The 24,927-nt window shown below is 60.9% G+C and carries 25 protein-coding genes; 11 read left to right on the top strand and 14 right to left on the bottom strand.

Annotation, left to right across the window (positions count from 1 at the left end; genetic code table 11):
- Positions 1-36: 36 nt before the first annotated feature.
- The 4 genes from U1A53_RS14220 (at position 37) to U1A53_RS14205 (ending at position 5,432) form a co-directional block, all read left to right on the top strand.
- Positions 37-480: a pyridoxamine 5'-phosphate oxidase family protein gene (locus U1A53_RS14220; protein WP_322281916.1), complete on the top strand. Its 444-nt coding sequence runs from the start codon at positions 37-39 to the stop codon at positions 478-480.
- Positions 481-812: 332 nt separating this feature from the next.
- The gene (locus tag U1A53_RS14215; protein WP_322281914.1) at positions 813-2,279 is read left to right on the top strand and encodes a PhoH family protein; all 1,467 of its coding nucleotides are present in this window, start codon (positions 813-815) and stop codon (positions 2,277-2,279) included.
- Positions 2,280-2,430: 151 nt separating this feature from the next.
- Positions 2,431-2,784 (top strand): EF-hand domain-containing protein, encoded by a 354-nt coding sequence (locus tag U1A53_RS14210; RefSeq protein WP_322281912.1) that lies wholly within the window; start codon positions 2,431-2,433, stop codon positions 2,782-2,784.
- Between the two features lie 137 nt (positions 2,785-2,921).
- Entirely contained in the window at positions 2,922-5,432 is a 2,511-nt protein-coding gene (locus U1A53_RS14205; RefSeq protein ID WP_322281910.1) for a PSD1 and planctomycete cytochrome C domain-containing protein, read from the top strand.
- 96 nt (positions 5,433-5,528) lie between these two features.
- Here U1A53_RS14205 and U1A53_RS14200 read toward each other — a convergent pair whose 3' ends face one another.
- From U1A53_RS14200 to U1A53_RS14145, 12 genes are all read right to left on the bottom strand, one after another.
- Positions 5,529-6,161, bottom strand: a complete 633-nt coding sequence (locus U1A53_RS14200) for a hypothetical protein (protein WP_322281908.1) — start codon at positions 6,159-6,161, stop codon at positions 5,529-5,531.
- Positions 6,162-6,163: 2 nt separating this feature from the next.
- On the bottom strand, positions 6,164-6,745 hold the full coding sequence (locus tag U1A53_RS14195; RefSeq protein ID WP_322281906.1) for a hypothetical protein: 582 nt from the start codon (positions 6,743-6,745) through the stop codon (positions 6,164-6,166).
- A complete protein-coding gene (locus tag U1A53_RS14190) occupies positions 6,742-7,959 on the bottom strand; it encodes a hypothetical protein (protein WP_322281904.1) in 1,218 nt (405 codons plus the stop codon). Before U1A53_RS14190 ends, U1A53_RS14195 begins: the two co-directional genes overlap by 4 nt.
- Positions 7,943-8,881 (bottom strand): type II secretion system protein GspK, encoded by a 939-nt coding sequence (locus tag U1A53_RS14185; RefSeq protein WP_322281902.1) that lies wholly within the window; start codon positions 8,879-8,881, stop codon positions 7,943-7,945. The genes U1A53_RS14190 and U1A53_RS14185 overlap by 17 nt, the downstream gene beginning before the upstream one ends.
- Before the next feature lie 12 nt (positions 8,882-8,893).
- Positions 8,894-9,607 (bottom strand): prepilin-type N-terminal cleavage/methylation domain-containing protein, encoded by a 714-nt coding sequence (locus tag U1A53_RS14180; protein ID WP_322281900.1) that lies wholly within the window; start codon positions 9,605-9,607, stop codon positions 8,894-8,896.
- A 1-nt stretch (position 9,608) separates the two neighbouring features.
- Complete coding sequence (locus tag U1A53_RS14175) at positions 9,609-10,022, bottom strand: hypothetical protein (protein WP_322281898.1); 414 nt, start codon at positions 10,020-10,022, stop codon at positions 9,609-9,611.
- Entirely contained in the window at positions 10,019-10,519 is a 501-nt protein-coding gene (locus tag U1A53_RS14170) for a hypothetical protein (RefSeq protein ID WP_322281896.1), read from the bottom strand. Before U1A53_RS14170 ends, U1A53_RS14175 begins: the two co-directional genes overlap by 4 nt.
- A 35-nt stretch (positions 10,520-10,554) precedes the next feature.
- Entirely contained in the window at positions 10,555-10,992 is a 438-nt protein-coding gene (gene gspG / locus U1A53_RS14165) for a type II secretion system major pseudopilin GspG (RefSeq protein ID WP_322281894.1), read from the bottom strand.
- 19 nt (positions 10,993-11,011) lie between these two features.
- Positions 11,012-12,250 carry a type II secretion system F family protein gene (locus U1A53_RS14160; RefSeq protein WP_322281893.1) on the bottom strand — a complete coding sequence of 413 codons (1,239 nt, stop codon included), beginning with the start codon at positions 12,248-12,250 and terminating at the stop codon, positions 11,012-11,014.
- A 39-nt stretch (positions 12,251-12,289) separates the two neighbouring features.
- Positions 12,290-14,062 (bottom strand): GspE/PulE family protein, encoded by a 1,773-nt coding sequence (locus tag U1A53_RS14155; RefSeq protein ID WP_322281891.1) that lies wholly within the window; start codon positions 14,060-14,062, stop codon positions 12,290-12,292.
- Positions 14,063-14,201: 139 nt separating this feature from the next.
- Positions 14,202-15,254, bottom strand: coding sequence for a TlpA disulfide reductase family protein (locus U1A53_RS14150; protein ID WP_322281889.1), 1,053 nt, complete (start codon positions 15,252-15,254; stop codon positions 14,202-14,204).
- 6 nt (positions 15,255-15,260) lie between these two features.
- The gene (locus U1A53_RS14145) at positions 15,261-16,415 is read right to left on the bottom strand and encodes a CAP domain-containing protein (protein WP_322281887.1); all 1,155 of its coding nucleotides are present in this window, start codon (positions 16,413-16,415) and stop codon (positions 15,261-15,263) included.
- Between the two features lie 130 nt (positions 16,416-16,545).
- Here U1A53_RS14145 and U1A53_RS14140 point away from each other — a divergent pair, with 130 nt between their 5' ends.
- From U1A53_RS14140 to U1A53_RS14115, 6 genes are read left to right on the top strand one after another with little or no spacing between them, the layout of a single operon-like run.
- Positions 16,546-17,202 (top strand): hypothetical protein, encoded by a 657-nt coding sequence (locus U1A53_RS14140; RefSeq protein ID WP_322281885.1) that lies wholly within the window; start codon positions 16,546-16,548, stop codon positions 17,200-17,202.
- Positions 17,199-17,501, top strand: a complete 303-nt coding sequence (locus tag U1A53_RS14135) for a transcriptional regulator (RefSeq protein WP_322281883.1) — start codon at positions 17,199-17,201, stop codon at positions 17,499-17,501. The genes U1A53_RS14140 and U1A53_RS14135 overlap by 4 nt, the downstream gene beginning before the upstream one ends.
- A gap of 49 nt (positions 17,502-17,550) precedes the next feature.
- Positions 17,551-18,447 carry a 4-hydroxy-3-methylbut-2-enyl diphosphate reductase gene (gene ispH / locus U1A53_RS14130; RefSeq protein ID WP_322281882.1) on the top strand — a complete coding sequence of 299 codons (897 nt, stop codon included), beginning with the start codon at positions 17,551-17,553 and terminating at the stop codon, positions 18,445-18,447.
- A 12-nt stretch (positions 18,448-18,459) separates the two neighbouring features.
- Positions 18,460-19,269 (top strand): diiron oxygenase, encoded by an 810-nt coding sequence (locus tag U1A53_RS14125; RefSeq protein ID WP_322281881.1) that lies wholly within the window; start codon positions 18,460-18,462, stop codon positions 19,267-19,269.
- Positions 19,244-19,489 carry a hypothetical protein gene (locus tag U1A53_RS14120; protein WP_322281880.1) on the top strand — a complete coding sequence of 82 codons (246 nt, stop codon included), beginning with the start codon at positions 19,244-19,246 and terminating at the stop codon, positions 19,487-19,489. Before U1A53_RS14125 ends, U1A53_RS14120 begins: the two co-directional genes overlap by 26 nt.
- Positions 19,486-19,809, top strand: coding sequence for a type II toxin-antitoxin system PemK/MazF family toxin (locus tag U1A53_RS14115; protein WP_322281878.1), 324 nt, complete (start codon positions 19,486-19,488; stop codon positions 19,807-19,809). Before U1A53_RS14120 ends, U1A53_RS14115 begins: the two co-directional genes overlap by 4 nt.
- A gap of 30 nt (positions 19,810-19,839) precedes the next feature.
- Here the strand turns inward: U1A53_RS14115 and U1A53_RS14110 are convergent, their stop codons facing one another.
- Positions 19,840-21,360: a GTPase domain-containing protein gene (locus U1A53_RS14110; RefSeq protein WP_322281876.1), complete on the bottom strand. Its 1,521-nt coding sequence runs from the start codon at positions 21,358-21,360 to the stop codon at positions 19,840-19,842.
- Between the two features lie 23 nt (positions 21,361-21,383).
- A complete protein-coding gene (locus tag U1A53_RS14105) occupies positions 21,384-22,847 on the bottom strand; it encodes a DUF2868 domain-containing protein (protein WP_322281875.1) in 1,464 nt (487 codons plus the stop codon).
- Positions 22,848-22,951: 104 nt separating this feature from the next.
- On the opposite strand from U1A53_RS14105, the gene U1A53_RS14100 reads away from it, so the two are divergent.
- A complete protein-coding gene (locus U1A53_RS14100; RefSeq protein WP_322281871.1) occupies positions 22,952-24,922 on the top strand; it encodes a matrixin family metalloprotease in 1,971 nt (656 codons plus the stop codon).
- Positions 24,923-24,927 lie beyond the last annotated feature (5 nt).

Genomic DNA, 24,927 nt, shown 5'->3' with positions numbered 1-24,927 from the left:
ATCGACGCCGCCCCGACACCGCGTATCCTCCTGGTCATGTCCAGACCGCAGCCCCAGCCCGTTGATCCCGCCGAACTCCCGGAACTTGCCCGCACCACCATGCGTGCCGCCAAGTTCCCCATGCTCGCCACCGTGGATGGCGACCAGCCGCGTCTGCGCCCCGTTTCACCCGTAAAGACGGATGGATTCACCGTCTATGTCGCCAACCTGCGCCGCTACGGTAAAACGCGCGAGTTGGAGGTGAACCCGAAGGCCGAACTCTGCTACACCGATGACGACCACCACCAAGTGCGCATCACCGCTCAGGCCGAGATCGTCACCGAGCGTCCTTTGCTGGAGGAAATCTGGGCCGCCAGCCCGCTTCTGCGTGCCTACCTCGGCAGCATCGACAATCCCGAACTCATCATCTACCGCTTCGTTCCCAGCCGGGTGCGCTACATGCGCGAATGGGCGCTGGAATACTTTGAGGTGCCTGTTTAGGGACATTCATAAAGCCCCATTGCACACGAGTTTGAACGTTCTCAGTGTTCAAGCGCACTGCAAATTGTGAATAAACTTCAGCAATGTGAATAATTTCTTGCCAGCATCTCGACGCTCTGACACTCTTTGGCAATTACCGTGATTCATTCAAAAAATCACATTCAGGGATCGGTAGGCTTGGCACTTCCCATGCGCCAAAGAACAGCCGTCCCCGCCATTTCAAGGCAGTTAAACACCATACCCACTGAACCACCATGGACCGCGACGACCATCCTGCATCCGTAGCTCAAACCCTCATTTCTACCCGCACGTCTGATTCTGGTCCCTCTTCTGTGAATTCCACCGCTTCCACCCCCGCCCGCCGCCGCCGCCCCGCCACTCCTGTAGGCACCAAGACCTTTGTTCTCGACACCAACGTCCTCCTTCACGACCCGGCCTGCATTCATCGCTTTGCCGAGCATCACATCTGCATCCCGGTGGATGTACTCAGCGAGCTGGACCGCTTCAAAAACGAAATGACCGAGCGCGGCGCGAATGCACGCGAAGTGCATCGGGCGCTGATGAAAATCTTTTCCGCCAAGGGCGCCTCTGTGACCACGGGCGTTCCCACCGACGGCGGCGGCAGCATCCGCGTCGTCGTTTATGACCCTGATGTCGCCTGCGAAGTACCCAGCGTGCTGGAATTCCAGCGCATCTTCCCCGCGTTGGAAAAAGCCGACCACCGCATCCTCGCCTGCACGCTCTGGCTGCGGGAACAGGTCTCGCCGCCGGTCATTCTCGTCAGCAAAGACCTCAACATGCAGCTCAAGGCCCGTGCCGTGGGCATCGAGTGCGAGGACTATCTGCACGACAAAGTCGAGCCGCGCGAGGTGGCGAACTTCGATATCGCCCGCGTCGAAGTCAGTCCGCATGAACTCCAACGCTTTGCCAGCAGCGGTTGCCTCACCGTGCCGGAGAACCGCACCGCCGGCATGGTCGTGAATGATTATGCGCTGCTCTCCGCTGGTGAGAAAGCCACCATGCCCGCGAAGCTGAGTGTGCAGGGCGAGTTCGTGCGGCTGCATCACACGCCCGAGTCCATCAAGGTCGGCCAGGGCCGCGCCATCAAACCGATGAACCTCGGCCAGGCCTGTTTCCTTGATGCGCTGCTCGATCCCGAGATCAGCCTCGTCACCTGCTACGGCCAGGCCGGCACCGGCAAGACGCTGCTCGCCGTCGCCGCCGCTTTGCAGCAGGTGTTTAACCGCACCTATCATGGCCTCACCGTCAGCCGTCCCATCGTCGCCATGGGTCAGACCGTCGGTTTCCTGCCCGGTTCGTTGCAGGAAAAGATGCGTCCTTGGCTGCAGCCCGTGTATGACGCGCTCGATCTCCTCATGCGCCCGATGGAAGGCACCCAGCAGGGCCCGGCACGCAAAAAGAACCGTTTCATGCCCGAACCGCAGCAGATCACCGCGCCTGCCGCGCCGTACGATCCGCTCATCCAGCAGGGCATCATCGAAATCGAGGCGCTGTGCTACATTCGTGGCCGCAGCATCCCGGACCGCTTCTTCGTACTCGATGAAGCCCAGCAACTCACCCCGCTGGAGGCCAAAACCATCGTCACCCGCATGTCCCGTGGCTCCAAACTCGTCCTCGTCGGCGATCCGGCGCAGATCGACAATCCCTACGTGGACAGCCGCAGCAACGGCCTCGTGTACACTCGCCAGCGCATGCGCGGCCAGCCCTTCGCCGCCCATGTGCCGCTGGTGAAAGGTGAGCGCAGCGCCCTGGCCGAAGCGGCGGCACGCTTGCTATGAGCTGCGTTTGTTGTGGTAATTCACGTCCGCAAAAAATCATCCGCGATTTTTTGAAACGGAATCGTCATCCCCTCGTTTAACACGCCTCGCGCAGGTCATGGCCACCCAGATCTGCGCTTTCAATCAAACCAAACCAACACAGAAAACACACATGAAAGCGATCACCTCGATCCTCTCCATTCTCGCCCTCGCCGCCACCCTCAACGCCGCCGAAGGCGACAAGAAGCCCGAAGGCGATGCTCCGAAGAAACCCGCCGCTGAAGGCGATGCCAAGAAACCCGCCGCCGAAGGTGGCAAGAAGAAGGCCCCGAGCGCCGAAGAATTGATCAAGAAGCTCGACAAGGACGGCAACGGTTCCCTCTCCAAGGAAGAGTACCTCGCCTCCCCACAGGCCAAGAAAGATTCTGCCAAGGCTGAGGAGCGTTTCGGCAAAATGGACAAGGACAAAAACGGCTCCCTCTCCAAGGAAGAGCTGACCCCGAAGCCGAAGAAGGACGCGAAGTAATCTCGCCGCTCTGACTTAAGGTCACCCACGCCGCACCCGCCCCGCGCGAGTGCGGCGTTTTTCTTGCCAATCTCGAAAGCCCCGGCACCCCGCCGTCCGTACGTTGTTCACGCTTTAGCGTGTTCTCTTCTCATCGCATGCCTCTCCGCATCATCACACTCAGCCTGACTCTCGCCACCGGCGCCGCCGCAGCCGTGGATTACACCACGCAGATCAAGCCCCTGCTGCAGCAGCATTGCGTCAAATGCCACGGTGCCACCACGCAGAAGTCCAAACTCAAGCTCGACACCGCCGCCGCCGCACGAACCGGCGGCTCTCGCGGCTCCGCATTGCCCGATCTTCTCATTCAGGTCATCAGCGGCACGCATGACGAGATCCCGCAGATGCCCTACAAGCGTGGACCGCTCGACTCCGCCCAGATCGCCCTCATTCAGCAATGGATCGCCGAAGGAGCCAAAGCTCCCGCCGATGAGCAACCCAGCGACGACCGCCACTGGGCCTACATCAAGCCTGTGAAGGCACCGTTGCCAGAGCTAAGAGCCAAGGGCAAAGAGCAAAGAGCCGGAGCCTCTGACTCTACGCCCTCTGCCCTTCGCTCTTCGCCCCACCCCATCGACGCCTTCATTCACGCTCGCCTCGCCAAAGCCGGGCTCAAACCCTCCCCTCCCGCCGCTCGCGAAACTCTCATCCGCCGTCTCCACCTCGATCTCACCGGCCTGCCGCCCACTCCCACTGAAGTCGCCGCCTTCATCAAGAATCCAGCCGCCAGCATCCAGGATCTGGCAGCCAGTCTCCTCAAATCCCCCCACTACGGCGAACGCTGGGGCCGCTGGTGGCTCGATCAGGCGCGTTACGGCGACAGCAACGGCTACAGCATCGACGCCCCGCGCAGCATGTGGCCCTATCGCGATTATGTCGTCAACGCTCTGAATGCCGACAAACCCTTCGACCAGTTCACCCTCGAACAAATCGCCGGCGACATGCTCCCCACACCCAGCCGCGAGCAGCTCATCGCCACCGGCTTCCATCGCAACACGCAGATCAATCAGGAGGGCGGCATCGACAAAGAGCAGTTCCGTATCGAAAGCGTCTTCGACCGCGTCGCCACCACCGGCACCGTCTGGCTCGGCCTCACCATCGGCTGTGCGCAGTGCCACGATCACAAGTTCGACGCCATCAGCCAGCGCGAATACTACCAGCTCTTCGCCTTCCTCAACAACCAGGACGAACCCACCCTGCCCGTTCCCAATCCCGGTCAAAATCTCGACAAGCTCAAGGCCGACCACCTGCAACTGCTCAAACAGATCGACGCCCACATCAAGGAGCGCATGGCCGTGCTGCAAGAGTGGGAGACCACCCTCGGTGAGCCATCCAAAAAACTCCTCCCCGCCGATGCGCTCAAATCCCTCGCCAAACCCGCCGCCAAACGCGCTGCCGCCGATCACCGCCTCCTCTTCAAAGCCATGACCGGCACGGCGGACCCCGTCTTCAATCCGCTCTACGACCGCCACCTCGAACTCGACAACACCCTCAAAAACGGCACCACCACCCTCGTGATGAAGGAGCTGCCGCAGCCGCGCAAAACCACCCTCTTCATCAAAGGCGACTTCACCCGCCCCGCCGATGAAGTGCAGCCCGCCGTCCCCGCCGTTCTCCATCCCCTGCCCGAAAACACGAAACGCGACCGCCTCGCCCTCGCGCAATGGCTCATCGACCGCCGCAACCCGCTCACCGCCCGCGTCCTCGTCAACCGCGTCTGGCAGCAGTACTTCGGCCGCGGCCTCGTCGAGACCGAAAACGACTTCGGCACCATGGGCCGCCTCCCCACTCACCCCGAACTGCTCGACTGGCTCGCCGTCGATTTCATGGAGCACCGCTGGAGCCTCAAGCACCTCCACCAGCTCATCGTCACCAGCGCCACGTATCAGCAAAGCAGCAGCAGCAGCGAAGAGCAAAGAGCGAAGAGCAAAGAGCACCAGACCTCCGACTCTACGCCCTCCGCCCTCAGCCCTCAGCTCTCTGACTCTACGCCCTCCGCTCTTCGCCCTTCGCCTTCGATGCTCGACCCCAACAACGACCTCCTCTGGCGTCAAAACCGCCTCCGCCTTGATGCCGAAGTCGTGCGCGATGTCTGCCTCGCCACCAGCGGCCTGCTCTCGCCCAAAACCGGCGGCCCGCCCGTCTATCCACCGATTCCCGAAGGCGTCATGTCCTTGGGGCAGGTCAAACGCGCCTGGCCCGTGAGCAAAGGGGCCGACCGCTATCGCCGGGGTCTCTACACCTTCATCTTCCGCGCCACCCCGCCGCCTGCGCTCAGCGTGTTCGACGCCCCCGACGGCTTCAGCACCTGCACCCGCCGCATCCGCAGCAACACCCCGCTCCAGGCCCTCACCCTGCTCAACGACACCGCCTACGTCGAATTCGCCCAAGCCCTCGCCACACGTTTGCTCAAGGAAGCCAAGACCGACGACACCCGCATCACCCAGGCCTTCCAGCTCTGCCTTTCTCGTCCTCCCAACGACCGCGAAAGCCAATCGCTGACCCGGCTGCTTCGCGCCGAACGCGCTTCAGGCTCCCCCGAGCCCCAGGCCTGGCAGTCCCTCGCCCGCGTCCTGCTCAACCTCGACGAAACCATCACCCGCGAGTGAAAGTACGACGGATTGGCTTCGCCTGTCTCGCAGAGCCTCGGCTCTCCGGTCCGTCGATCCCCTTGTGACTTGGAATCAAAGTCCCCTTCCACAACCTCACGGCGGCGGCAGCGGCACGTCGTTCACGGGAGTGGTGGGAATCGGCATGGAAGGCGGTGGCAGGAGGGGATTGTTCGGCAGAGCGGGAGCGGTGTTCAGCGTCCGGCGTTGCGGCAGGATGGGATTGGGGGCTGCTGCTGTGGAAGCGGCCTTGCCGGGAGCCTGCGTGGGAATCACCGCGCGCTGGATCACCTCGGCGGGCTGTGAGGCGGAAGGATCGGCGAAGCTGACCCAGCCGGCCTGGTCGCCCTTCTGCAATTGGATGCGGGTCTTGTCCACCGTCTCACCGGGGGTGACTTTGCGAATCTTGATGCCCATTTCATTCTCGGAGCCGATGCGCGCCTCCATCACCTGCGAGGTGGTACGATCCACCAGCACGGCGACGACACCGCCGTCGATCTCATAGATGCCGGAGAGGCTCAGATTGTCGGCAAAGTTCGGCCCGGCGGGCGCATCCGGCGAGGGCAGATCCTTGGTGGTGAAGATGGAGCGCTCCCACAACGCCGCGAAGTGCTCCAGCTTCGGAAACGGCATGGGCGCGGCGTCTTTCTTCGCCTCCTGGGCGAAGGTGTCCGTGTTGCTAAACAGCAACCAACCAAGAACGAGGAACTGGGAACGAGGAACATTCATGATTAGTTCGTCTTGGTGACCTTGGGCACGGTTTTCTCGCGGTAGAACTGCGTGAACTCGACCTCGCAGTTCACCGTCTTGTTCGTGCCGGAGGGATTGATCTGAAGGCGGGTGATGCCGAGGAAGGACTTCGGCTGCTGCAAGGCATGCAACCACGCAAAGAAGGCCTTCTCCGGCACGCCGGTGAGTGTGATTTTCACGGCGGCCTGGTCGAAGTAGCCAAGGTTTTCATCCAGCGGCAGGCCGTCAGGACCGAGAGCTCTCGCCTCTTCGAGGAATTCCTTGCCGCCGATGCTGAGTCCGAGTTTTTCGGCCTCGCCGGTGATGGCTTCGAGCAGCTTGGCGGAGGCTTCCTGACGGCTGGTGAAGCCGGGCACGGTTTCTTCGAGCCAGCCGTATTTGTCGGCCCAGTCCGCGCCTTGCGAGACAGCAAGGTTCATGTCCGCGAGACGATCACGCAGCGATTCGTTCTCCTCGCGGATGGCCATGTAATTCTTGAACGCAAACGTGAGCCCGCCGCCGCCCACGAGAGCGAGGAACAGGAAGGCAAAGACGCCGAGCAGCACTTTTTCGCTCTTCTTCATTCGCCGCGGGCTCCTTTCATTTCAAAGGTGGCGCTGTTGTCGCTGGCGATGACCGGCGCGGGGATTTCCCAGCCGAAGACGCCAAGCGCCTCGATCTCGGAGGCTTCCTTGGTGTATTGCAAGGCAAGCGAGGCATTCGGCATGCGGCCACGGATGCTCAGGCGGTCCGGTGTCCATTCCCAATGCGTGATGGAGGCTTCCTTCGACGACTCCGGCTCCATGCAGTGCAGCAGCATCTGCTGCGGCCATGTCGTGGGATCGACCGCAGGCGCGGCCTCCTGCCAGGCCTTCTTGTGATCCATCACACGTGAAGAGCGTGGCGTGAGTTCAGCGACTTTCTCACGCAGCATGTTGCGCTCCTGCAAGGCGAGCGAGGTGAGCGTGGCGACGAGTGCAATCGCAGCGGCGATCACCGCACCGACGGTGAGCGCCATGAAGCGTGTCTTTGCCCGACGTGACTGGCTTTGACGGGCGGCGATCACGTCCTGCGGCATGAGCAGGCTGGAACCGCGCGCCGGCATCGTCGGCGCGGGCATGTCGCAACGGTAGGCCGTCAAACCGGTGACGCGCTGGATTTGCGTGATGTCGCCCTCATCAATCCACAGCACGATGCTTTCGAGACGGCCGAGCACGCCCTGGAAGCCAAGCTGAAGACAGATGTTGTTCAATTCGGCGAGCGCATTGCCATCGAGCTTGTTGGCGGAAAGCGGTGTGCAGTAGATAAGCTGCGCGCCACTGGTGATGGCGACCACGAGACGCTCGAGCTCGCGGAAGATCGTGATGCTGTTTTGCACCAACGGATAACACAGCGCATGCAGCGTCACCTCGTCCGGCAGGCGTGTGGAGTCCCGCAGCGGCACGGGCTGGTCCTTCAGCGCGAGGATGCGCGTGAGATACGCGCCCTCCTTGCCCTGGATGTTGCGCACCTGCACACTGGCCTCATCGTCGTCAGCTTTGATGCCCATGCGCTCGAGATGCAGCAGCGCCATGCTGCGAAGGTGCTCCGGCTGGCCTTTGAGCCAGGCGGGCAGCACCCAGAAATGAGTGGCAGGCAGCGCCAGCACGCGACGCTGCGCGTCTTTGCCGAAAACGGCTCCCTCAGCGGTCTGTTCACCGCTGAACTGGCACGACGCGCCCTCCGCACCCGCCCAGCTCTGCCAGGTGTGCGTCGAAGGGAGCAGAAGCTCGCAGGGTGGTTTACGTGTCTTTGCCATGGGCGGGAATCTCACCGCGCCAGATGGCCTGGCCACCTTGCGTGATGAGGATGAGTTTGCGTTGCAGCGGTCCGAGCGAGCCGACGCTCTCGATGCGGCGGATCGGTCCGGCGAATTGAATCCATTGCGTCAGTTGCGCGACGATCTGCGGATGAAACACACCGAGCATCTGCGCCACCTGCGGCACGCTGGCGAGACGCTGATCATCCTGCGTGCGCAACGCGCCATCGCGTCCGGCGCGGAAGGTGAGCAGCGGCTGCACACGCTCCATCGGCACATCGGCCAGCAGGGAGATGAGTTCGGGGCGGGCGTCATTGATGTCCACGCGGCCATCACCAAAGATGGTGAACCACTCGCGCCAGTCAGGCCGCTCAGCGTTGACGATTTCCATGCCGCGCACGTGCAGCATCTCCTCGACCTCCTTGAAGGGACGATTGAACGGCATGCCTTCGAAACCCATCTTCTCATACTCGCGCTTCTCAGCGCCGTTGAGGCTGACGTTCTCATCCGCATCGGCCCAGTCCTTCAGCGCATCGCACAAAGCGGCGACAAACTCCGGCTTGAAGCCCCAGCGGGTGAACAAACGGCGCAGCAGCACCTTGTCGCCCGTTTGGATGAGATGATTGATGTTCAGCCGGGCCTCTTCGGAGACGAGCGTCACGTTGTATCCGCCGCCATCGCCCGACGTGAAGTGCAGCAGCGGATCATCCTGCTGAATCGCCGGATGACGGGCCACCTCAATGCCCATCTCCGCATAGCGCTTGGCAAAGATGCGTCCGCGCATCATGCGCGTGAACTCCGTGTCGGCCTGAAGGGCTTTGGCACCCGCAAACATGACCATGCCCAGCACCGCAATCATCCAGAACACCGCGATGAGCGCGGAGCCGTGGTTGTTGAAGGTTCTGGGACGAAGGTGAAACATGAATGAATCCAATTAGATGCGTGGAGGTGTTGCGGGAGCGGAGGGAGGCGGAACCTGAGGCGCGGTGACTTGGGAAAGATCATTCGCGATCCAGAAGGTGTATTCGTGCTCGCGGGGATCGGTGGTGAAGGCGAACTTCAGCTTCATGAAGAGCGGCGGCTGCGGACGCTTCTTGGGATCCCAGCTCGTGAACCATTTTTTCTCCTCGGGTTCATAGAACTGCCACTGCATCTGCTTGAGGCCGTCGAGAATCGGCAGTTCAGCGATGGTGTCGAGCTGGTCCGGCGTGCCGGCCTTCTCGGAGAGTTTGAGATGTCGGACAACGAGGCTGAGGTCTTTGGAGTCCTTGTTGCGCACGAGGCCGAATTCGACGGCGTCGGCGAGCTTGAGCGCACGATTCCAGGTGAATGGCATTTTGCCGCCGAGGATGAACAGGTTGCCGGAGGCGCCACGTGCGACTTTTTCGGCTCCCGCCGTGAGCTGGATGCCAGGAGGCATGGTTTCGAGATAATCACGCCACTGCGTGACGAAGTTGCTGATGCGCGTCTCGGCCACGCGGGCGTTGTTCATCGACTTGCCGAGTGACATGACGCCATTGGCGATGCCATAGACTCCTCCGAGCACCAGTGAGACGAGCGCCATCGCGAGGATGACTTCGAGCAGGGTGAACGCGGCGTGATGCAGGCTGCCAGCCTGCTTGCGGAACAGCCTGGCAGGCTGTTTCACGTCAAATCGGGCTGTTGGGCGAATACACATAGGTTTCCAAGCTGCGTTTCATGCGCCGCGTGCGCCCGTCGGTGATCCATGCTTCGGCGCGGATGCGAAACATGTGGTCGAGCTCGACCTTGTCCTTGGTGATGAGTTTGACCTTCTCAATCGTGGCGCTGGCATCAATGCCATCACCCGTGGGAGGAAAATTGAAGCTGGTGGCCTTGAACTCAGGCTGGTGCGCGACTTCGGCGAGCACGGACTCAAGCACGCGGAGCACCTGGGCCTCCTGACGGGCCGAAGTGGAGGTCTTGGCGATGGCTTCCACCGCACGCGTCATGCCGACTGCGACGAGCGAGAAGAGCGCAAGGGCGAGGATGATTTCGAGAAGGGCGAAACCAGACGCGTTCGATGCTGTGCGGGTGTGTTTCATCCTTTGACCTGAATGCTTTTGCGTTTCGCGCATGCGGTGAGCGGATCGAAGCCGATCTCGATCTGACCCGCCTCTCCACTGAGACGGACTTCAATGGGTTCGCAGATGCCCGTGGGGCTGAACTCCCAAGATTCACCGCGTTTTGGAGCACGGAACGCAATTTCTCCAACACGACGCACCTGCAACATGCCACTGAATTCTTCGCTGACGCCGAAGGCCCCACTGGAAAGTTCCATGCGCACCGTTTGCTGGCTATTGAGCGCGCGAAGCAGATTTTGACGCGCCGTGGTCTCGATGATCGCGGCTGCACGACGAAGCTTGTCCTCGGCACGCACTCCGGAAATGCTCAACACTGCCACACCAATGACAAGAATGGTGATCGTCATGGCGAGGCAGAGTTCGATCAGCGTGAAAGCGGAATGACGAATGACGGCAAAGCCGCGCTGTGGAGTCAGCGAGGCTTGCGGTGGATTCTTGATGGATTGGCAGTTCGTCATTCAGAATTCGTCATTCTTCATTTCGGCATCGTCGGTCACAGATCCCAGTTGCCGATGTCATCGCCATTGTCGGCGAGTCCATCGGGACCGGCGGAATAGACATCGAAGCCGCCTTTGTCTTTGGTGCCGGGACGGCGGTAGTGGTAGGGGTTGCCCCAGGGATCGAGAATATTCTTCTTGAGCTTGGGGGTCCAGTTCTGCGGGGCAGGACGCGAACCGGGTTTTTCAAGGAGCGCCGAGATCCCCTGCTCGGTGGTGGGCAGGAACATGTTGTCGGTCTCGTAGCTGCGCAGCGCGGAGGTGAGCGTGGTGAGGTCGCCTTTGACGCGGGTTTTTTTGCCGGAATCGAGCACGCCGGTGAGCGAGACGATGCCCGCGCCGACGAGGAGGGCGACGATGCCGAGGACGAGGACCATTTCGACGAGGGTGAAGCCGGAAGACGAATGGCGTTGTTGGGTTCTGGTGTGTTTCATGGGATGTGGGTGGGTTGAGTCACTTGTTCATGCTGGAGATGGTCTGGAAGATGGTGGTCATCATGAGGTAGGCCATGATGCCGACCATGCCGGCCATGAGGCAGACGATGAGGGGCTGGATGAGTGCGGCGAGGGTGTCGATCTTTTTGCTGAGTTCGCGGTCGAAGCGCTCGGCGGCGCGGGTGAGCGCGGCAGACATGTCGCCGGTCTGCTCGCCGATGTTGACCATGTCGATGAGCAGCGGCGGAAACTGCGCGCAGCGGTCGAGCGCACGGGAGAGTGCCACGCCCTCGCCGACGTTGCGCATGACGCTTTCAAACTCCTGGCGTAGATAAGGATTGTCGATGGCCTGATGCGTGAGCTGCATGGCCTGCACCATGGTGAGGCCGTTGCCGAGCAGGTTGGCCATCGTTTCAAGAAACTGGACGTAGAAGCGGGCGCGGAAGATGCCGCCGAAGAGCGGGATGCGCAGTTTGAAACGCGCCCACGGGATGGCGGACTCGGGACGGGCAAGCCATGCCTTGCCGAGAATGAAAGCGACGATGCCACCGAGAATGACCATCCACCAAGTGGCTTTGAAGGTATCGCTGATCTTCAGGATGATCTGCGCGGTGAGCGGCAGCGATCCACCAGTGGAATCGAGCATCTCGGTGAGCTTCGGGATGAGATAGACAACGAACAGCAGCGTGACCGAAACCGCCGCGACGACAAGAAAAGCGGGGTAGAGCAACGCGGAAAGAACCTTGGACTTCAGAGCCTGCAAAGAGCGCATGTATTGCGCCTGGCGCTTCAAAATGGTGCTGAGCGAGCCACTGGCCTCACCTGCGGAAACGAGAGCACAGAAGAGTTTGCCGAAACTAGGACTGGTGGCGGCGACGGCCTTGGAGAAAGCCATGCCATCGCGCACTTTGCCACGCAGGACGCTGGCGAGCGTTTTGATGCCGGAGAGTTCACGACGCCGCTCCATCGTCGCGAGCGCGGGCTCAAGCTGGATGCCAGCGCCGACGAGATCGGCGAGTTCTTCGATGAACAGGACGACCTGCGCGAGCTTGAGCTTGATGGGACCGGTGATTGTTTCGGTGGTCGCAGCCGCTTGTTTTGTTTTTGCGGCTGACTTGGTTTCACCAGCAGCTTCGAGCTTGATGGGCTGGATTTTCTTTTTGCCCAACAGTGCAAAGGCCTCGCTGCGATCCGACGCGGCGAGTTCGCCGGTAATGAGACCGGCGGGGCCTTGAGCGCTATAAACGAAGGTGGGCATGGGGAGAATGACGAAATCAGAATGTCGAATGACGAATGCTTAAGCGGCCAGGCGAGTGGGAGCGGCGATGGTGGTGGTTTGCGGATTGTGCTGGCGATCCGAAGCGGCGGTGACGGAAAGCACTTCTTCGATGGTGGTTTCACCGCTGAGCACTTTCTGGAAGCCGTAGCCGCGCATCGGGATGTAACCGTCTTTGATGGCCTGCTTGTGAAACTCAGCAGGATGTGCGCGGCTGTTGATGAGATGCTGCAAGGCGTGGGTAACGAGGCAGACTTCGTAAATGGAGAGACGCCCCTGAAAGCCGCTGCTGCGGCAGGCTTCGCAGCCGACGGCGCGCATGATTTTGCCGGGCAGATGCGAGGGGAAGCCGATGGACTTTAAGTAGCTCTCCTCCACCTGCGTGGGCACTTTGCACAGCGGGCAGAGCTTGCGCACCAGCCTCTGCGCGAAGAACGCACGAACGGCGCTGGAGACAAGGAAGGGCTCGACGCCCATGTCGATGAGGCGCGTGATGCCGCCGATGGCGTCATTGGTGTGCAGCGTGCTGAATACCAAGTGGCCGGTGAGTGCGGCGCGCACGGCGATCTCGGTGGTTTCGAGGTCGCGCATTTCTCCGATCATGACGACGTTTGGATCGCCACGCAGAATGCTGCGCAGACCAGCACCGAAAGTGAGGCCGATCTCGGGCTTCACGGCGATCTGCACGATGCCTGGCATCTTGTATTCGACCGGATCTTCGATGGTGACGATGCGACGGTGTGTTTGATTGAGATCGGTGAGGAAGGCGTAAAGCGTGGTCGATTTTCCGCTGCCGGTGGGTCCGGTGATGAGAATGATGCCGTTGGGCAGCTTGAGCAGTTCATCGACGACAGGTCGGATGTTGTCGGTGAGGCCAAGGCGGTTCACCGTGACCTGCTGCTGCGAGAGGAGACGCAGGCTGATGCTTTCGCCTTCGACGGACGGAATCGTGGCAACACGCACGTCGATGGCGAGACCATCGAGTTCGAGATTGATGCGACCGTCTTGTGGCAGACGCTTTTCGGCGATGTCGAGCCGCGCCATGATCTTGAGGCGGGCGATCACGGAGGCTTGCAGCGATTTGATGTTCTCCGGCACGGGCAGTTCTTCGAGACGGCCATCAATCCGGTAGCGAATGCGCAGGCGATCCTGCTGAGGCTCAACGTGAATGTCGGTGGCTCGTTGTTCGAGGCCGCGGCGGATGATTTGATTCACGAAGCGCACGACGGAAGCTTCTTCGTCCTCGGGTTCATCGAGCACGGTGACTTCATCACGCAAATCTTCCGCGCCCCAGTCGGCCCGACCACGCAGAATCTTCTCAAATGTGTCGGCACCGAGCCCGTAGAGCTTTTGCAGGCCCTCAACGATGCGCGTGCGCTGGCCGACATGCCAGACGACCGGCATCGCGAGGCTGGCGGCCACGCGTTGATGCGCAATGAGGCTCAAAGGATCAAACGTGGCGATGTGCAGCGTGCGGTCAGGTTCGGTGCCGTCGTCACTTTGAGTTTCCTCGGTGAAAATCGGCAACAAACGATGACGCAGCGCGATCTCAGCGGGAAGCATGCGGCGCATCCCTTGCTCGGCCGGCAGGTCTTCATCCTTCGGCTCCCACCATGGCAAGCCGAGAGTCTTCGCGAGAGCCGTCAGAAAATCACGTTCACGCACGCCTTCGCAATCCAGCACGGCATCGACGAACGACGTCTGATTGAAGCAAGCCTCCTCCACCGCCTGCCGCACGGCAGGAAGATCGGCGCAGCCGGAATCTGCAAGAATTTGGTCTATAAGGGGCAGCATGTGAAAAGAGGCCGAAACCAGCCTCACAATGCCATATAATTATGGTTTTTCATAGAAATGGCAAGTTTTTAATACATCTAAACCATTTGGGAAGCTGAAAAGAACCACAGACCCGGTCCTCAAACCAAGCGATGCCGGACTATTTGGCCGCGTTGATGTGGCTCACCATCGCCTCCAACGCCCCATTCTTGATCGCGATTACGCCCTTGGGGTCGATGAGATAGAGCGTCGGAAAATTGCGCAAGTTGTAGAGCGTGGTGTTGGGACCGCTGCTGGTGTTGTCGAGGATGTTGCGGAAGCTGACCTGGTAGTCGGCGAGCGCTTTTTTGGCCTCGGTCTCGATGTCGGTGTTCACACCGATCACCACAGCATTTTTATCTTTGAGCTGGGCCGCCGTTTGGTTCATAAGCGGCAGGATGCCGTGACAGGCATGGCACCAGCCGCCCCAGAAGATGACGATGACGTGTTTGCCACGGTAATCGCTGAGCTTGAAGCTGACACCGTCGGCGTCCATGCCCTCGATCTCCGGCGCTTCGCAGCCGACTTGCAGATTCATCATCTCAAAGAGCATCTTCGCGGTGAAGTCGGAGAGCTTGAAGCCTTGGATCGTGACATCGGCATAATCGGCATTGAGCTGCTGGAAGCACTCGAGCGCCTTCTCCTTCGAGGCCTCGCCGGAAACACGATCGGCAGAGGCGTCGAAGTTTTTGAAATGGATCGCGCCGAGCGCGTAGAGCGCGGCGGCCTTTTCCTCGCGATTCTTGTTCTTCTCGATCACGGCCTTGAGCACCGGCTCAGCAGGCAGGCCGTGGTATTCTAGCTGCTTCACCGACTCGGCGATGCCCTTGCTGCCTGCGAAGGTGGTTCCGAGCATCTTCAACGCTTCCTGGCCCTCAGGAAAACTCGCAGCGCCGGTCACGAGCCAGTTCACGCCTTTCACGACATCCGGTTGATCCAGGTTGGCCTGCACCAGCTTCATCATCTTCGTCGCGTAAGGCCCGGCGCTGGGAATGCTGGCGCGAAACTTGTTTTTCTCCTCCTCTGTGGCGGCGGCGATGAGCTTCTGCGTGTTGGCACGCACGGAGTTTTCGTACTCGTCGATGATCGCGCGAATCTCGGTAGCGAGCGGCGATGCTGGGGCCTGGGCAAAGAGAGAAACAACGGACAGGAGAAACAAGACGAGTGATTTCATGGCGGATCAGCAAAGAGGACGGCGTGAACGAGTGCGAAGCATCAACAAGCCTGCGCCAAGGCAAAGCAACAGGCTGCCAGGCTCGGGGACCATCATGAAGGACGAATAGACATTGTCATAGAAGATCACCGGTGCGCCATAGTCTTCAGTGTGCGCCGTGAGCGAGAATGTCTGCGCAGGCAAAGCGGTGTCAGGCGCTTCCACTCGATAAACAACGCCGTCCGTAAGCCCGGCGAGCGAGACATTGAAGCCGCCGGCGTTGTTGCTGAAGCCACTCGCGACCAGAATGCCGGTGGTGTCGTTGTAAACATTGACCGCCACGCCCGCAAGCCCTTCGCCCGGCGTGTAAAAAGCGTCCGCAGCGATGGTGTCCTGATACACGGAGCCGGTGAGGATCGCGTCCGAGAAATAACTCGCCCCATCAAACCGGAACTGCGTGGCGAAATGCTGCGTCACTACATAGGGGCCGATGGCCGCCACGTTGCTGCCGGGGATCGCGATGCTTTGAAAACCAATGCCTATTTCCTTGAAGGCCGAATCCACCAGCACATTACGATGGCCGGCCGGACTTTGAATGCCGTTGCCAAAACCCGGTGATGCGCCATTGCCATCGCCCCAGTCGATCACAAAGCCGCCGTGGCCGTGCGTAATCGTCTGCGTCGAGGCGAACAGGTTCTCGCCCACCTCGAGCCAGTTTGTGCTATAGCCGCCGTTCTGGATGCGCTGATCCAGGGCAAGACCGTCCAGCGTGTGTGTTTGCTGGTCGTTGCTGACCATGAGATTCGAATACGTCGTGGTAGACACGTTCAGCGCACTGTTCCAAGCCACCGGCGGTGCCGCCACGAGACTGGAAAACTGCGTGACTAGATCCGTGGCGCTCGTGCCGAAAAAGTTCAGCGCGTAGGCGATGCCCGAATCATCCGACTTCGGCAAACCCCACACGCCCGGCGCTGAAAAGTTCACCAACTTCTCCAGCTCTGCCTGTGGATCACTGCGGAAGCGATTTGTCAGTTCGAGCCAATACTGCTGCTCTGCTGTTGGGTCTGCCCCATGCACATTTCCCGGAGCCAGTAGTAGCAACATCGACCCCAACACATAGCCACAGCACTGCCGCCACCGAAGCGTGGAGAAGGCAGTCGAAGCAGAAGCTGCGCAGAGCATGATCACTTAACTTATGGTAATTATATAACTCTGCCAAGCCTGTTTCATGCCTCCGGCAGCGAAACAACCCATCACTTTGCGTCACAAAGTTTCTCTTGCACACTTCACTTTGGCGCGCAAAGTAACATGCATGAGCACGACCGAAGCCGCCTTGGAGAACCTCCGCATCATCCGCTCCCTGATGGAAAAGGCGCACATCTATCGAGCCGTTTCCGCTCCGGCGGCACTAGTCGGTGGTGTGATGGCCCTCGTAGCGTCCGCTTGGCCGGTGCAACACGCGCTGGCAAAAAACGGTGAGGCCGTGATGTGTGAAAAGTGTTTCCTTGCCACTTGGCTCGTCATTCTCGGCATCGCTTCCGTCTTGAACGTCGTCCTGCTCGCCAAAGAAGCCGCGCGTCGCAGTCAGCCCTTTGTCTCTGAAGGCATGCGCATGGCACTGCGGGCCTTTGCACCGCCGATGCTCGTCGGCGGTTGCGTTGGCATTGGCCTGATCGTGTTCCTGCACAATCTCACGCTCGCCGCCCTGATCTGGATTCTCTGCTACGGTCTCGCCCTGCTCAGCACCGCCAGCTTCTCGCCGCGTTCCCTGCCCCGCCTTGGCTGGGCCTTTGTCATCACCGGGATTCTGCTGTTCTTCGCCTGGGCAGCGAACCGAGACGTGGACCTGCTTTCCAGCGACCTCGCCCCCGCATCGCTCGCCATGGGCCTCACCTTCGGTCTGCTGCATGTCATTTATGCCCTCGCCGTCTTCTTCAGTCCGAAACTCGTGGAGGTGCAGCCGAAATGATCGACTTCGATCAAATCGACAAGCTCATCCACGAAAAGGGCCGCCTCTCCATCATGACGCTGCTCTCCACGCGGGGCGAATGGGCCTTCCAAGATCTCAAAACCGAACTCGGCATGAGTGATGGCAATCTCATCTCCCACCTCCGCACACTCGGCACCGCAGGTTATCTCAAGGAAACCCGCGACGAGTCCGGCACCCGCCCGCGCACCAGCTACGAACTCACCGCCGCCGGACGCAAAGCCTTCAAAGACTACGTCGAAGTCCTCGGCGAGATCGTCAAAGCCGCCCAGCAGACCTAAACCCGCTTCTTTTTCCCCATTCACTTTGCCACACAAAGTCAACAACACCATGAACATCATCCTCGCTCAACATCACGGCATGTGCTTCGGCGTCCGCGACGCCCTGCGCACCACCCACACCGCCGCCCAACGCGCTCCGCTGACCATCCTCGGCCAGCTCGTCCACAATCCGCTCGTCGATCGTCATCTCGCCGCTGTCGGCGCTCAACGCGGCGATCTCGACGACCTCAACAGTTCATCGACTCAGCAAGTCGCCATCACCGCCCACGGCGCTTCCGACAAACATCGCCACGCGTGGCAAAGCGCCGGTCACACCGTCATCGACACCACCTGCCCGCTCGTCAAAAAAGCGCACCACGCCCTCGCCACCCTCGTCAGCGATGGCTACCAGCCCGTCGTCATTGGTCAAAGCCAGCACGTCGAAGTTCGCGGCCTCGTCGGCGATTTTCCTCAAGCCGTCGTCGTGCTCAATGAATCCGACCTCATGCAAATCCCGTCGCATCCAAAGCTCGGTATCGTCTCGCAGACCACACAACCCATCGAAATCGCGCTGCGACTCGTCGATTCCATCAAACGCCTCCACCGCAGTTCCGAAGTGCGCTTCATCGACACGATCTGCCATCCCACGAAGCAGCGACAGACCGCCATGGACGACTTGATTCGCGATTGCGACCACATCGTCGTCATCGGCGGACGCAACAGCAACAACACGCGCCAACTTGCCCAAAAAGCCCTCTCCCACGGCCTGCGCACGCTGCAAATCGAACGCCCCGAAGAACTCGATCCCGCCTGGTTCAGCGACGCCCGCAATGTCGGCGTCACCGCCGGCACCTCCACGCTCGATGAAACCGTGGACGCCGTCATGCAGCGCCTGCGCCAGATCGCCGCCGAACTACGCACCACACCCGCTCACGAATTTCTCCGCACCATGCTTCAAGCAGCCTAACCCAACATCAAAATGAACACGCAACACTGGATCAACCATTTCGAAGCCAACACCCGTCTCAATCGCGAACTTCAACTCCCGGAGGCGCCTTGCGTGCTTCCTGAAAACGTTCGCGCAGCTCTCGCACGCTCCATCGCCACGTTTCAACTCGGCGAAAGCGGCGGCGGCACACGTCTGCGCCGCTACACCCGCAGCATCGCCTCCTTGGAAAATCTGAAGGGCTACCAACGTGCCGTCGATCTCTTCGTCGCCGAGGAACAGAGCCACGCCGCCCTGCTCGCGCGCACCGTCACTCATTTGCGCGGCACCTTGCTTCAGAAACAATGGACGAACTCCATCTTCCGCTGGTTGCGCGATCTCGTGAATCTCGAGTTCAACATTCAGGTGCTTCTCACCGCCGAACTCATCGCCGAAGTCTATTTCGGCCTGCTCGCCCTGCGTTGCAGCGATCCCGTTGTCCAAACCGTCGCCAAAAAACTCCTGCGCGATGAAATCGGCCACCTCTCCTTCCAGCGCGACTTCTTGTTCGAGCGCTTGAAGACACTCACCCCCGCCATGCAACGCCTCTGGCGCTGGCAATTCCAAGCCATCCACCTCGCCACTGCCGCCGTCGTCTCCTGGGATCATCGTGACTGCCTGCGCAGCCTTGATGTGACACCTGCCGACTTCCGCGCTCGTGCGCAGCGAAGCTGGCAGAGTTTTCAGTCACGACTCGAACGCCGATTGCATGAATCCGAGACTCAAGCACGCCACGCCGTAGTTGACTCGAACAACACTGCTCCTACCTTCCGGCATTATGCAGGCCACCACCATCAAGGTTGACCCCAAACTGCACTCCTCCATCCGCAGGCTGAAGGCACGCGAGCAGACGCTGACAGGTTTTGTGCGGGAACTGATCGCCGGTGAGGAAAAACGCCGTGCGCTGGAGTCTGCGGCCACGGCCTACACCGCATTGATGGCAGCACACCACGATGAAGCTGCCTGGCTTCTGGAATGGGAGTCTGCACCGCTGGCCGCTGCCCCCAAACGCCGCAAAGCATGAAACGCGGAACAGTCGTGTGGGTCAATCTGAGCGATGCCCGCCCACCTGAGATGGACAAGGTGCGGCCCGCTGTGGTGCTCTCCAACAGCGTTTTGAATGGCAGCCTCAACACTCTTGTGGTGGTGCCGCTCTCCACCCAACCCGGCGAAATCTGGCCGCTGCGCGTCAAAGTCACGGCGGGTGGCCGAAAACCGAGCTTTGCTGTCATTCCCGGACTCCGCCAAGTGTCCAAGGCGCGGCTGCTGAACGCCATCGCTGCACTCACAGCAGCGGACCTCGCCAAGATCGAGCGTGCTGTCGCAAACTATCTGGCAGACTGATGCTCAAGGTGGCGATCACAGCCAGCCATCTCAAGCACGCCACGAAGCTGCATCCACGCCCGGATACAGCCGCTCCAGCAGCGCCACCATGCAGTCGCCGGTCAGATGATGGGCCTGGCGGGAAAGGGCGGCGGGCTGCGTGTCTTTTTGCACACCGGATTTCCACAGATGATCCAGCGCATCCGCGTGCTGGTCGGTCACGGCATCAACAGTCTCGCGCCAATGCTGCGGCTGCTCGCTTTCTTTCCACTCACCACGACCGCGTCCGAAATGGCATACAGCGAGGTAGGTCAGAAACGCCAGCTTCACCTGCTCGCGGAAATGCTCGCGTGACCAGCGCAGCCGCTGATCACTGCCACGCACGAGATTGTAGCTGCGAATCAACGCATAGGCCCCGATGCCGGAAGCAATGCCGCCCAGCAACGCGCCGCCACCGAAGGTCATGCCGCCTAGTTTGAGGTCGGCGATGAGTCCGCCCATCGCACCACCAGCGAAACTGCCCAGCACGCCCCAGATGTTCTCCGAAACGGCCTGCGGCAGATGAAAATGCTCACGGGCGACCTGACTGAGTTCGTGTTCTGCCTCGCCCTTCAACCCATGCGCTTCGATGAGATTGTTCGTCGTCTGCTCGATGCGATCCGCGAGCTGTGTAGCAAGTTTCTGCCGCGCATCATTGTACTCGCGGTTCAACTCATCGCGCTGCCAGCCCACGCGCTCCAACAGTGTCTCGGAACGCACATCCACGCCGTCAAATAGCGCGGCGGTGAGCTGCTCGGAGATCAGGCGCACGGAAGTTTGAAACACGCTCACGTTCCGCTGCGTCCAGGCACGTTTGATCTGCTGGAAACTTGGGATTTTGGACCCCTGCATCAGTGGAGCCAGCGATTCCATGAGCTTGTCCTCCTGCACCCAGCAGCGGGCGAAGGCATCCAGCGTCAGCACATCACGCACGATCTCAAACTGCTTCAAATGCTCGCGCCATGACTCCAATTCCGCCGCTTCCAGCGCTGGACTGCCCTGCGTACCAGTTTGATTCAGCAGCACGACGACCGGCTTCTCCACCCAGCCGAGAATTTCCATCTCTGGACCGATGTAACCCGCCACCTCGGGGGGCTCGGCGGCGTTGACGAGGTAAAGCACCACGTCTGCTTCATCGCGCACATTTTTCAAGGCCTGCTGGCTGCACCACAAAGGCTTGTCGGTGATGCGATCCCAGGTCTGCGACAAAAACCACAGCACCGGGCTGCGTTCGCGTTTCAGGCGCTTCATCAATCGTGCGCTGTCACCAAACCCAGGCGTGTCCCACAGCCGCAGCATGAAGCCGCCGGACTCCAGCAGCGTGTGCGATTCGTTGAACAGCGTCACATGCGCCGCGTCGCGCACCTCGCCCACGTCCTGACGCAGCAGTGTGCGTGCGAGCGTCGTCTTGCCGGCATTCGTGTGCGAGATCAGGCTCAGCGTGATGATGTCGGACGCATCACGCACGTTCAGCTCTCCACCCTGCTTGTCAGGAGGACTGGCGGCTTGGGTTCTGGAGAAGAGAGCAGGCACGAGAGACAGAAACTTGGAAAACATTACGACATCGGTGGGTTCGCGCGTGCGGATTCTTTGCGCACGGCCACAATCACTTCAGACGCGAGGCCTTCGACCATCTGCGACCACAACTGCTCGCGTCCGGCGATTTTTTCCGGCGACCAGCGTCCGGCGAGGCTGGTACCGTCGAGCAGCACGATCAATTCCGGCTCCGCATGCTTCGTGAGCAGACGCTGTCGCACATCGGAGACCAGACGCCGTTGCACCTCGGCCTCCGGCGTGGTAGCCATGCTGAAGAGCATCACCAGATTCGCGGAAGCCGGCTGCCACGCAGCGGCAAACTCATCCTCATCCCCTGCGGGAATGCGCACATACTCCGCCCGTGCCATGCCGCCAAAACGCTCGCGCACACCACGATCCCACACCTCGCGATGGCTCGACGTCGCCTCCATCGCATGCACCAGCACCTGAATGCGCTCATCGCCGCCCTCGACCGCACGAATCAGGCCGCGCAAATAATTGCCCCAGCTCAATGAACGAGCGCTGCGTGTGATGCCCCGCCCGCAACGTGCCGCACCGATGCCGGCCAGCAACAAGCGCGGCACCACGATCAGCACCAGCATCGTCCCCGCATACAGATGAATCCACGGCAGCGCCGGGGCCGATTTCACGGCCTTGCCCGCCGTGCGATGCATGCCGGGAATCTGATCCAGTGGCACCGGCGTGCGTAGCACTTTGGCCGCGGGCTTGAACAGCGTTTCAAAGAACGCGCTCGCCTGATTCTCGCTCAGCAGCGTGCTTTCCCACACCGCGCGATACTCACGCGACCAGCCACGCGCATACAGCGCCACCGCACCGCCGATCGCCAGCATTGCCGCCGCTACATGCAGCCACATGCGCAGCCGCATTTGCAAACGCCGCCAGGCCAGCGGCCACGCAAGTTCTTCAAAACGTGTGCGCACGGCAGCGGCAACACCTGTTTCGACCTCTTTGGAGGCCTTGCCGGCTCGCGAGATGCCATTCGCCAGAAACTCCGCCAGCCAGCCGCCATGCCCTGCCAACGGCGAGGCAGGCATCAGCTCAAAAAACACGCCCAGCACGATCACCACTGCGTTCCAGGCCAGCAAACCGACCAATGGCAGTGCCAGCAGGTTGAACTCGCTCGATTGGCCCAAGTCGGAGAGCCAGTAGCCCGTGATCAGTACCAGCGCCCAACCCATGAGAGCCCAGGACCAGCGCCCCTGCGGCACGCGCAGCAGCGCCAGCACGCGGATCAATTCACCACGCCAGCCCACGGCCTCGTGCTCCAGCCACTCGGCCCGTTTGTCCAGAAACGACTCGGAGCGCTCGTCCAGCGTGTCTCCCTTGATCTCCTCGGACGCCAGCCCGGCCCGCGTGTGCGCCGTGGCCTCACGACGACGCTCCGCGTTGACGAGAACGCCATCGGCATCGCCTTCTTCGAGTGCGCGCCATTTCAGCACGCGCTGCCATTCATTCCAATCCATGCGGGGTTATTTTGCGCACACTAAACGCGGCTTGCGGCGGATTCCAAGCACACGGTGCATTTTCGCAGGGATTCGGCGCATCTTGAATTTTCACCTTTGCCGCCTTGTCAGCCACACGACTGCTGTTACAGGCTTCACGCATGTTCATCCGCCGTCATGCCGCCCAGGTTTTCAGACTTGTTTTACTGACGGCGCTGCTGTTCTCCGCATCAGACACCTGGGCTTCCTCGCTTGCACCAACTTCGGAGGCGCAGGACGTCCATGCGGCTCTGGGCATCTGCCGGGGGCGAATCATGCGCATCGAAGCCTTTCGGCATCCACAGCGCGGCGGGATTTTCACCCGTGTGCAGATCACCTTGCTCGAAGCGATCAAAGGCGCCTTCCCTGCCACCTTCACGGTGATCCAGCGCGGCGGAGTGATCGATGGTGAAGGTGAATCCAACGGCCTGGCGGGTGCTTTTGTCGTGGGTGACGAGCGGTTGTTTCATGTGATCCGGCGCACGGATGGTTCGCTGGAGCTTTTGCGTGGTTTCGCCGGAGCCGAGGCCATTGGCAGCGCACCCAAGGGAAGACGCTTTGCCAGCGAGCAGAAACTGCGCCGCGTCCGTCAGCTTGCCGCAAGCGCGGGTGCTTCAACGACCACGCCGATCACTGGCAACGATTTTAGCAGCGAAACGGGCAGCCAGCAGGCAAACTCCGGCACGCCGTCGAACGCCACGGGACTTCTTGTGGATGGCAGCGGCATTCCGGCACGGCTGGTGGTGCCTGATCGCGGCGATCCGATCGGCTATCTCGTCGATGCCCAGGCTTTGCCTACCGGCATCACGCAGGAGCAGGCGCTCACGGCGGTGAGCCAGGCGCTCACGGCATGGGGCGCGGTGACGGGCGTCACCTTTCGCTATGACGGATTGCAAAATTTCGGCATGTCCGCAGCGGCTGTGAGCACTTCGGACGAGCGGCTGCGCATCCAACTGCACGATCTGTTTGGCGAGATCACGGGCGGCAGCACGCTTGGCGTCGGCGGGAGTTCGACCATCAACGTCAGCAATGATTTCGCCACCACCGGAGGGGGTGGCGGGCAGGTGAACGGCCTCGAGTTTCACAAGACGACCCGCGGTTACGTCGTGCTCAAACACAGCGCCGCCTCGATGCAGACGCTGAGCACTTTTACCGAGGTGCTCTGCCATGAAATCGGCCATGCGCTCGGCTTGGGACACTCCAGTGAGAACGCCGGGGAACCCGATACCACCTTGAAGCAGGCCGTGATGTACTTCCAAGTCCATGCCGATGGCCGTGGCGCGGCGCTGGGCAGCTACGACGGCACGATGATCCAGAAAGTACATCCGCCGCTGGACACACCGCCCTATTCCTATGACCGCATCATGCCCTTGGTCTCGGCACCTTCAGCCATCACCACGGTGGCCGGCATCAATGAAATCCAGCTCTTTGGATGCGATCTGCAGACGGCCTCCGCCACGCTGACGCTCGTCACCACCGGCCCCTCATCAGGCTCGGCAGGAGCGCTGAGTTTCACCGGCAATACGATGAAGGTGACCCAGGCGGGCTACTTTGGTGACGCCAGCGTCGATCCAGCCACCAACTCCGCCTTCTTACGGAAATGGGTGCGCTGGTCCGATGGAGTGAACTGCTCTCCGTGGAAACAAGTGCGCATCACCGCCATCTTCGAGGACACAGGTCCCTCCGGTGCGGAAGACGGCCTGCCGGACAGTTGGATGAACACTTACTTCGGCTTCATCATTCCCAGCGCCGGCACCCTCAGCCGAGCCGGCGATGACAAAGACGGCGACGGCCTGAGCAACCTCACCGAGTTCCGCCTTGGCACCAGTCCGGTGGATGCCGCATCGCGGCTCAAGACGCTGTCGTTTGATTCCGCCTCCCTGCAATGGTCTGCCACGCCGTATTTGCTCTACACCGTCGAATCCTCGACCGATCTGCTCACCTGGACACGCTTCGGCAATCCCGCCCTGCCCATCACCAGCACCGGTCAGTCCGCCGGCAGTTTCATTCCAGCAGCCACCGCACGGAAGTTTTATCGCGTGCAGTTCGCGCCTTAGGCCAC

This window comes from Prosthecobacter sp., assembly GCF_034366625.1.
In the GTDB taxonomy this organism is placed as follows: domain Bacteria; phylum Verrucomicrobiota; class Verrucomicrobiia; order Verrucomicrobiales; family Verrucomicrobiaceae; genus Prosthecobacter.
This window is presented reverse-complemented; position numbering and strand designations above follow the sequence as displayed.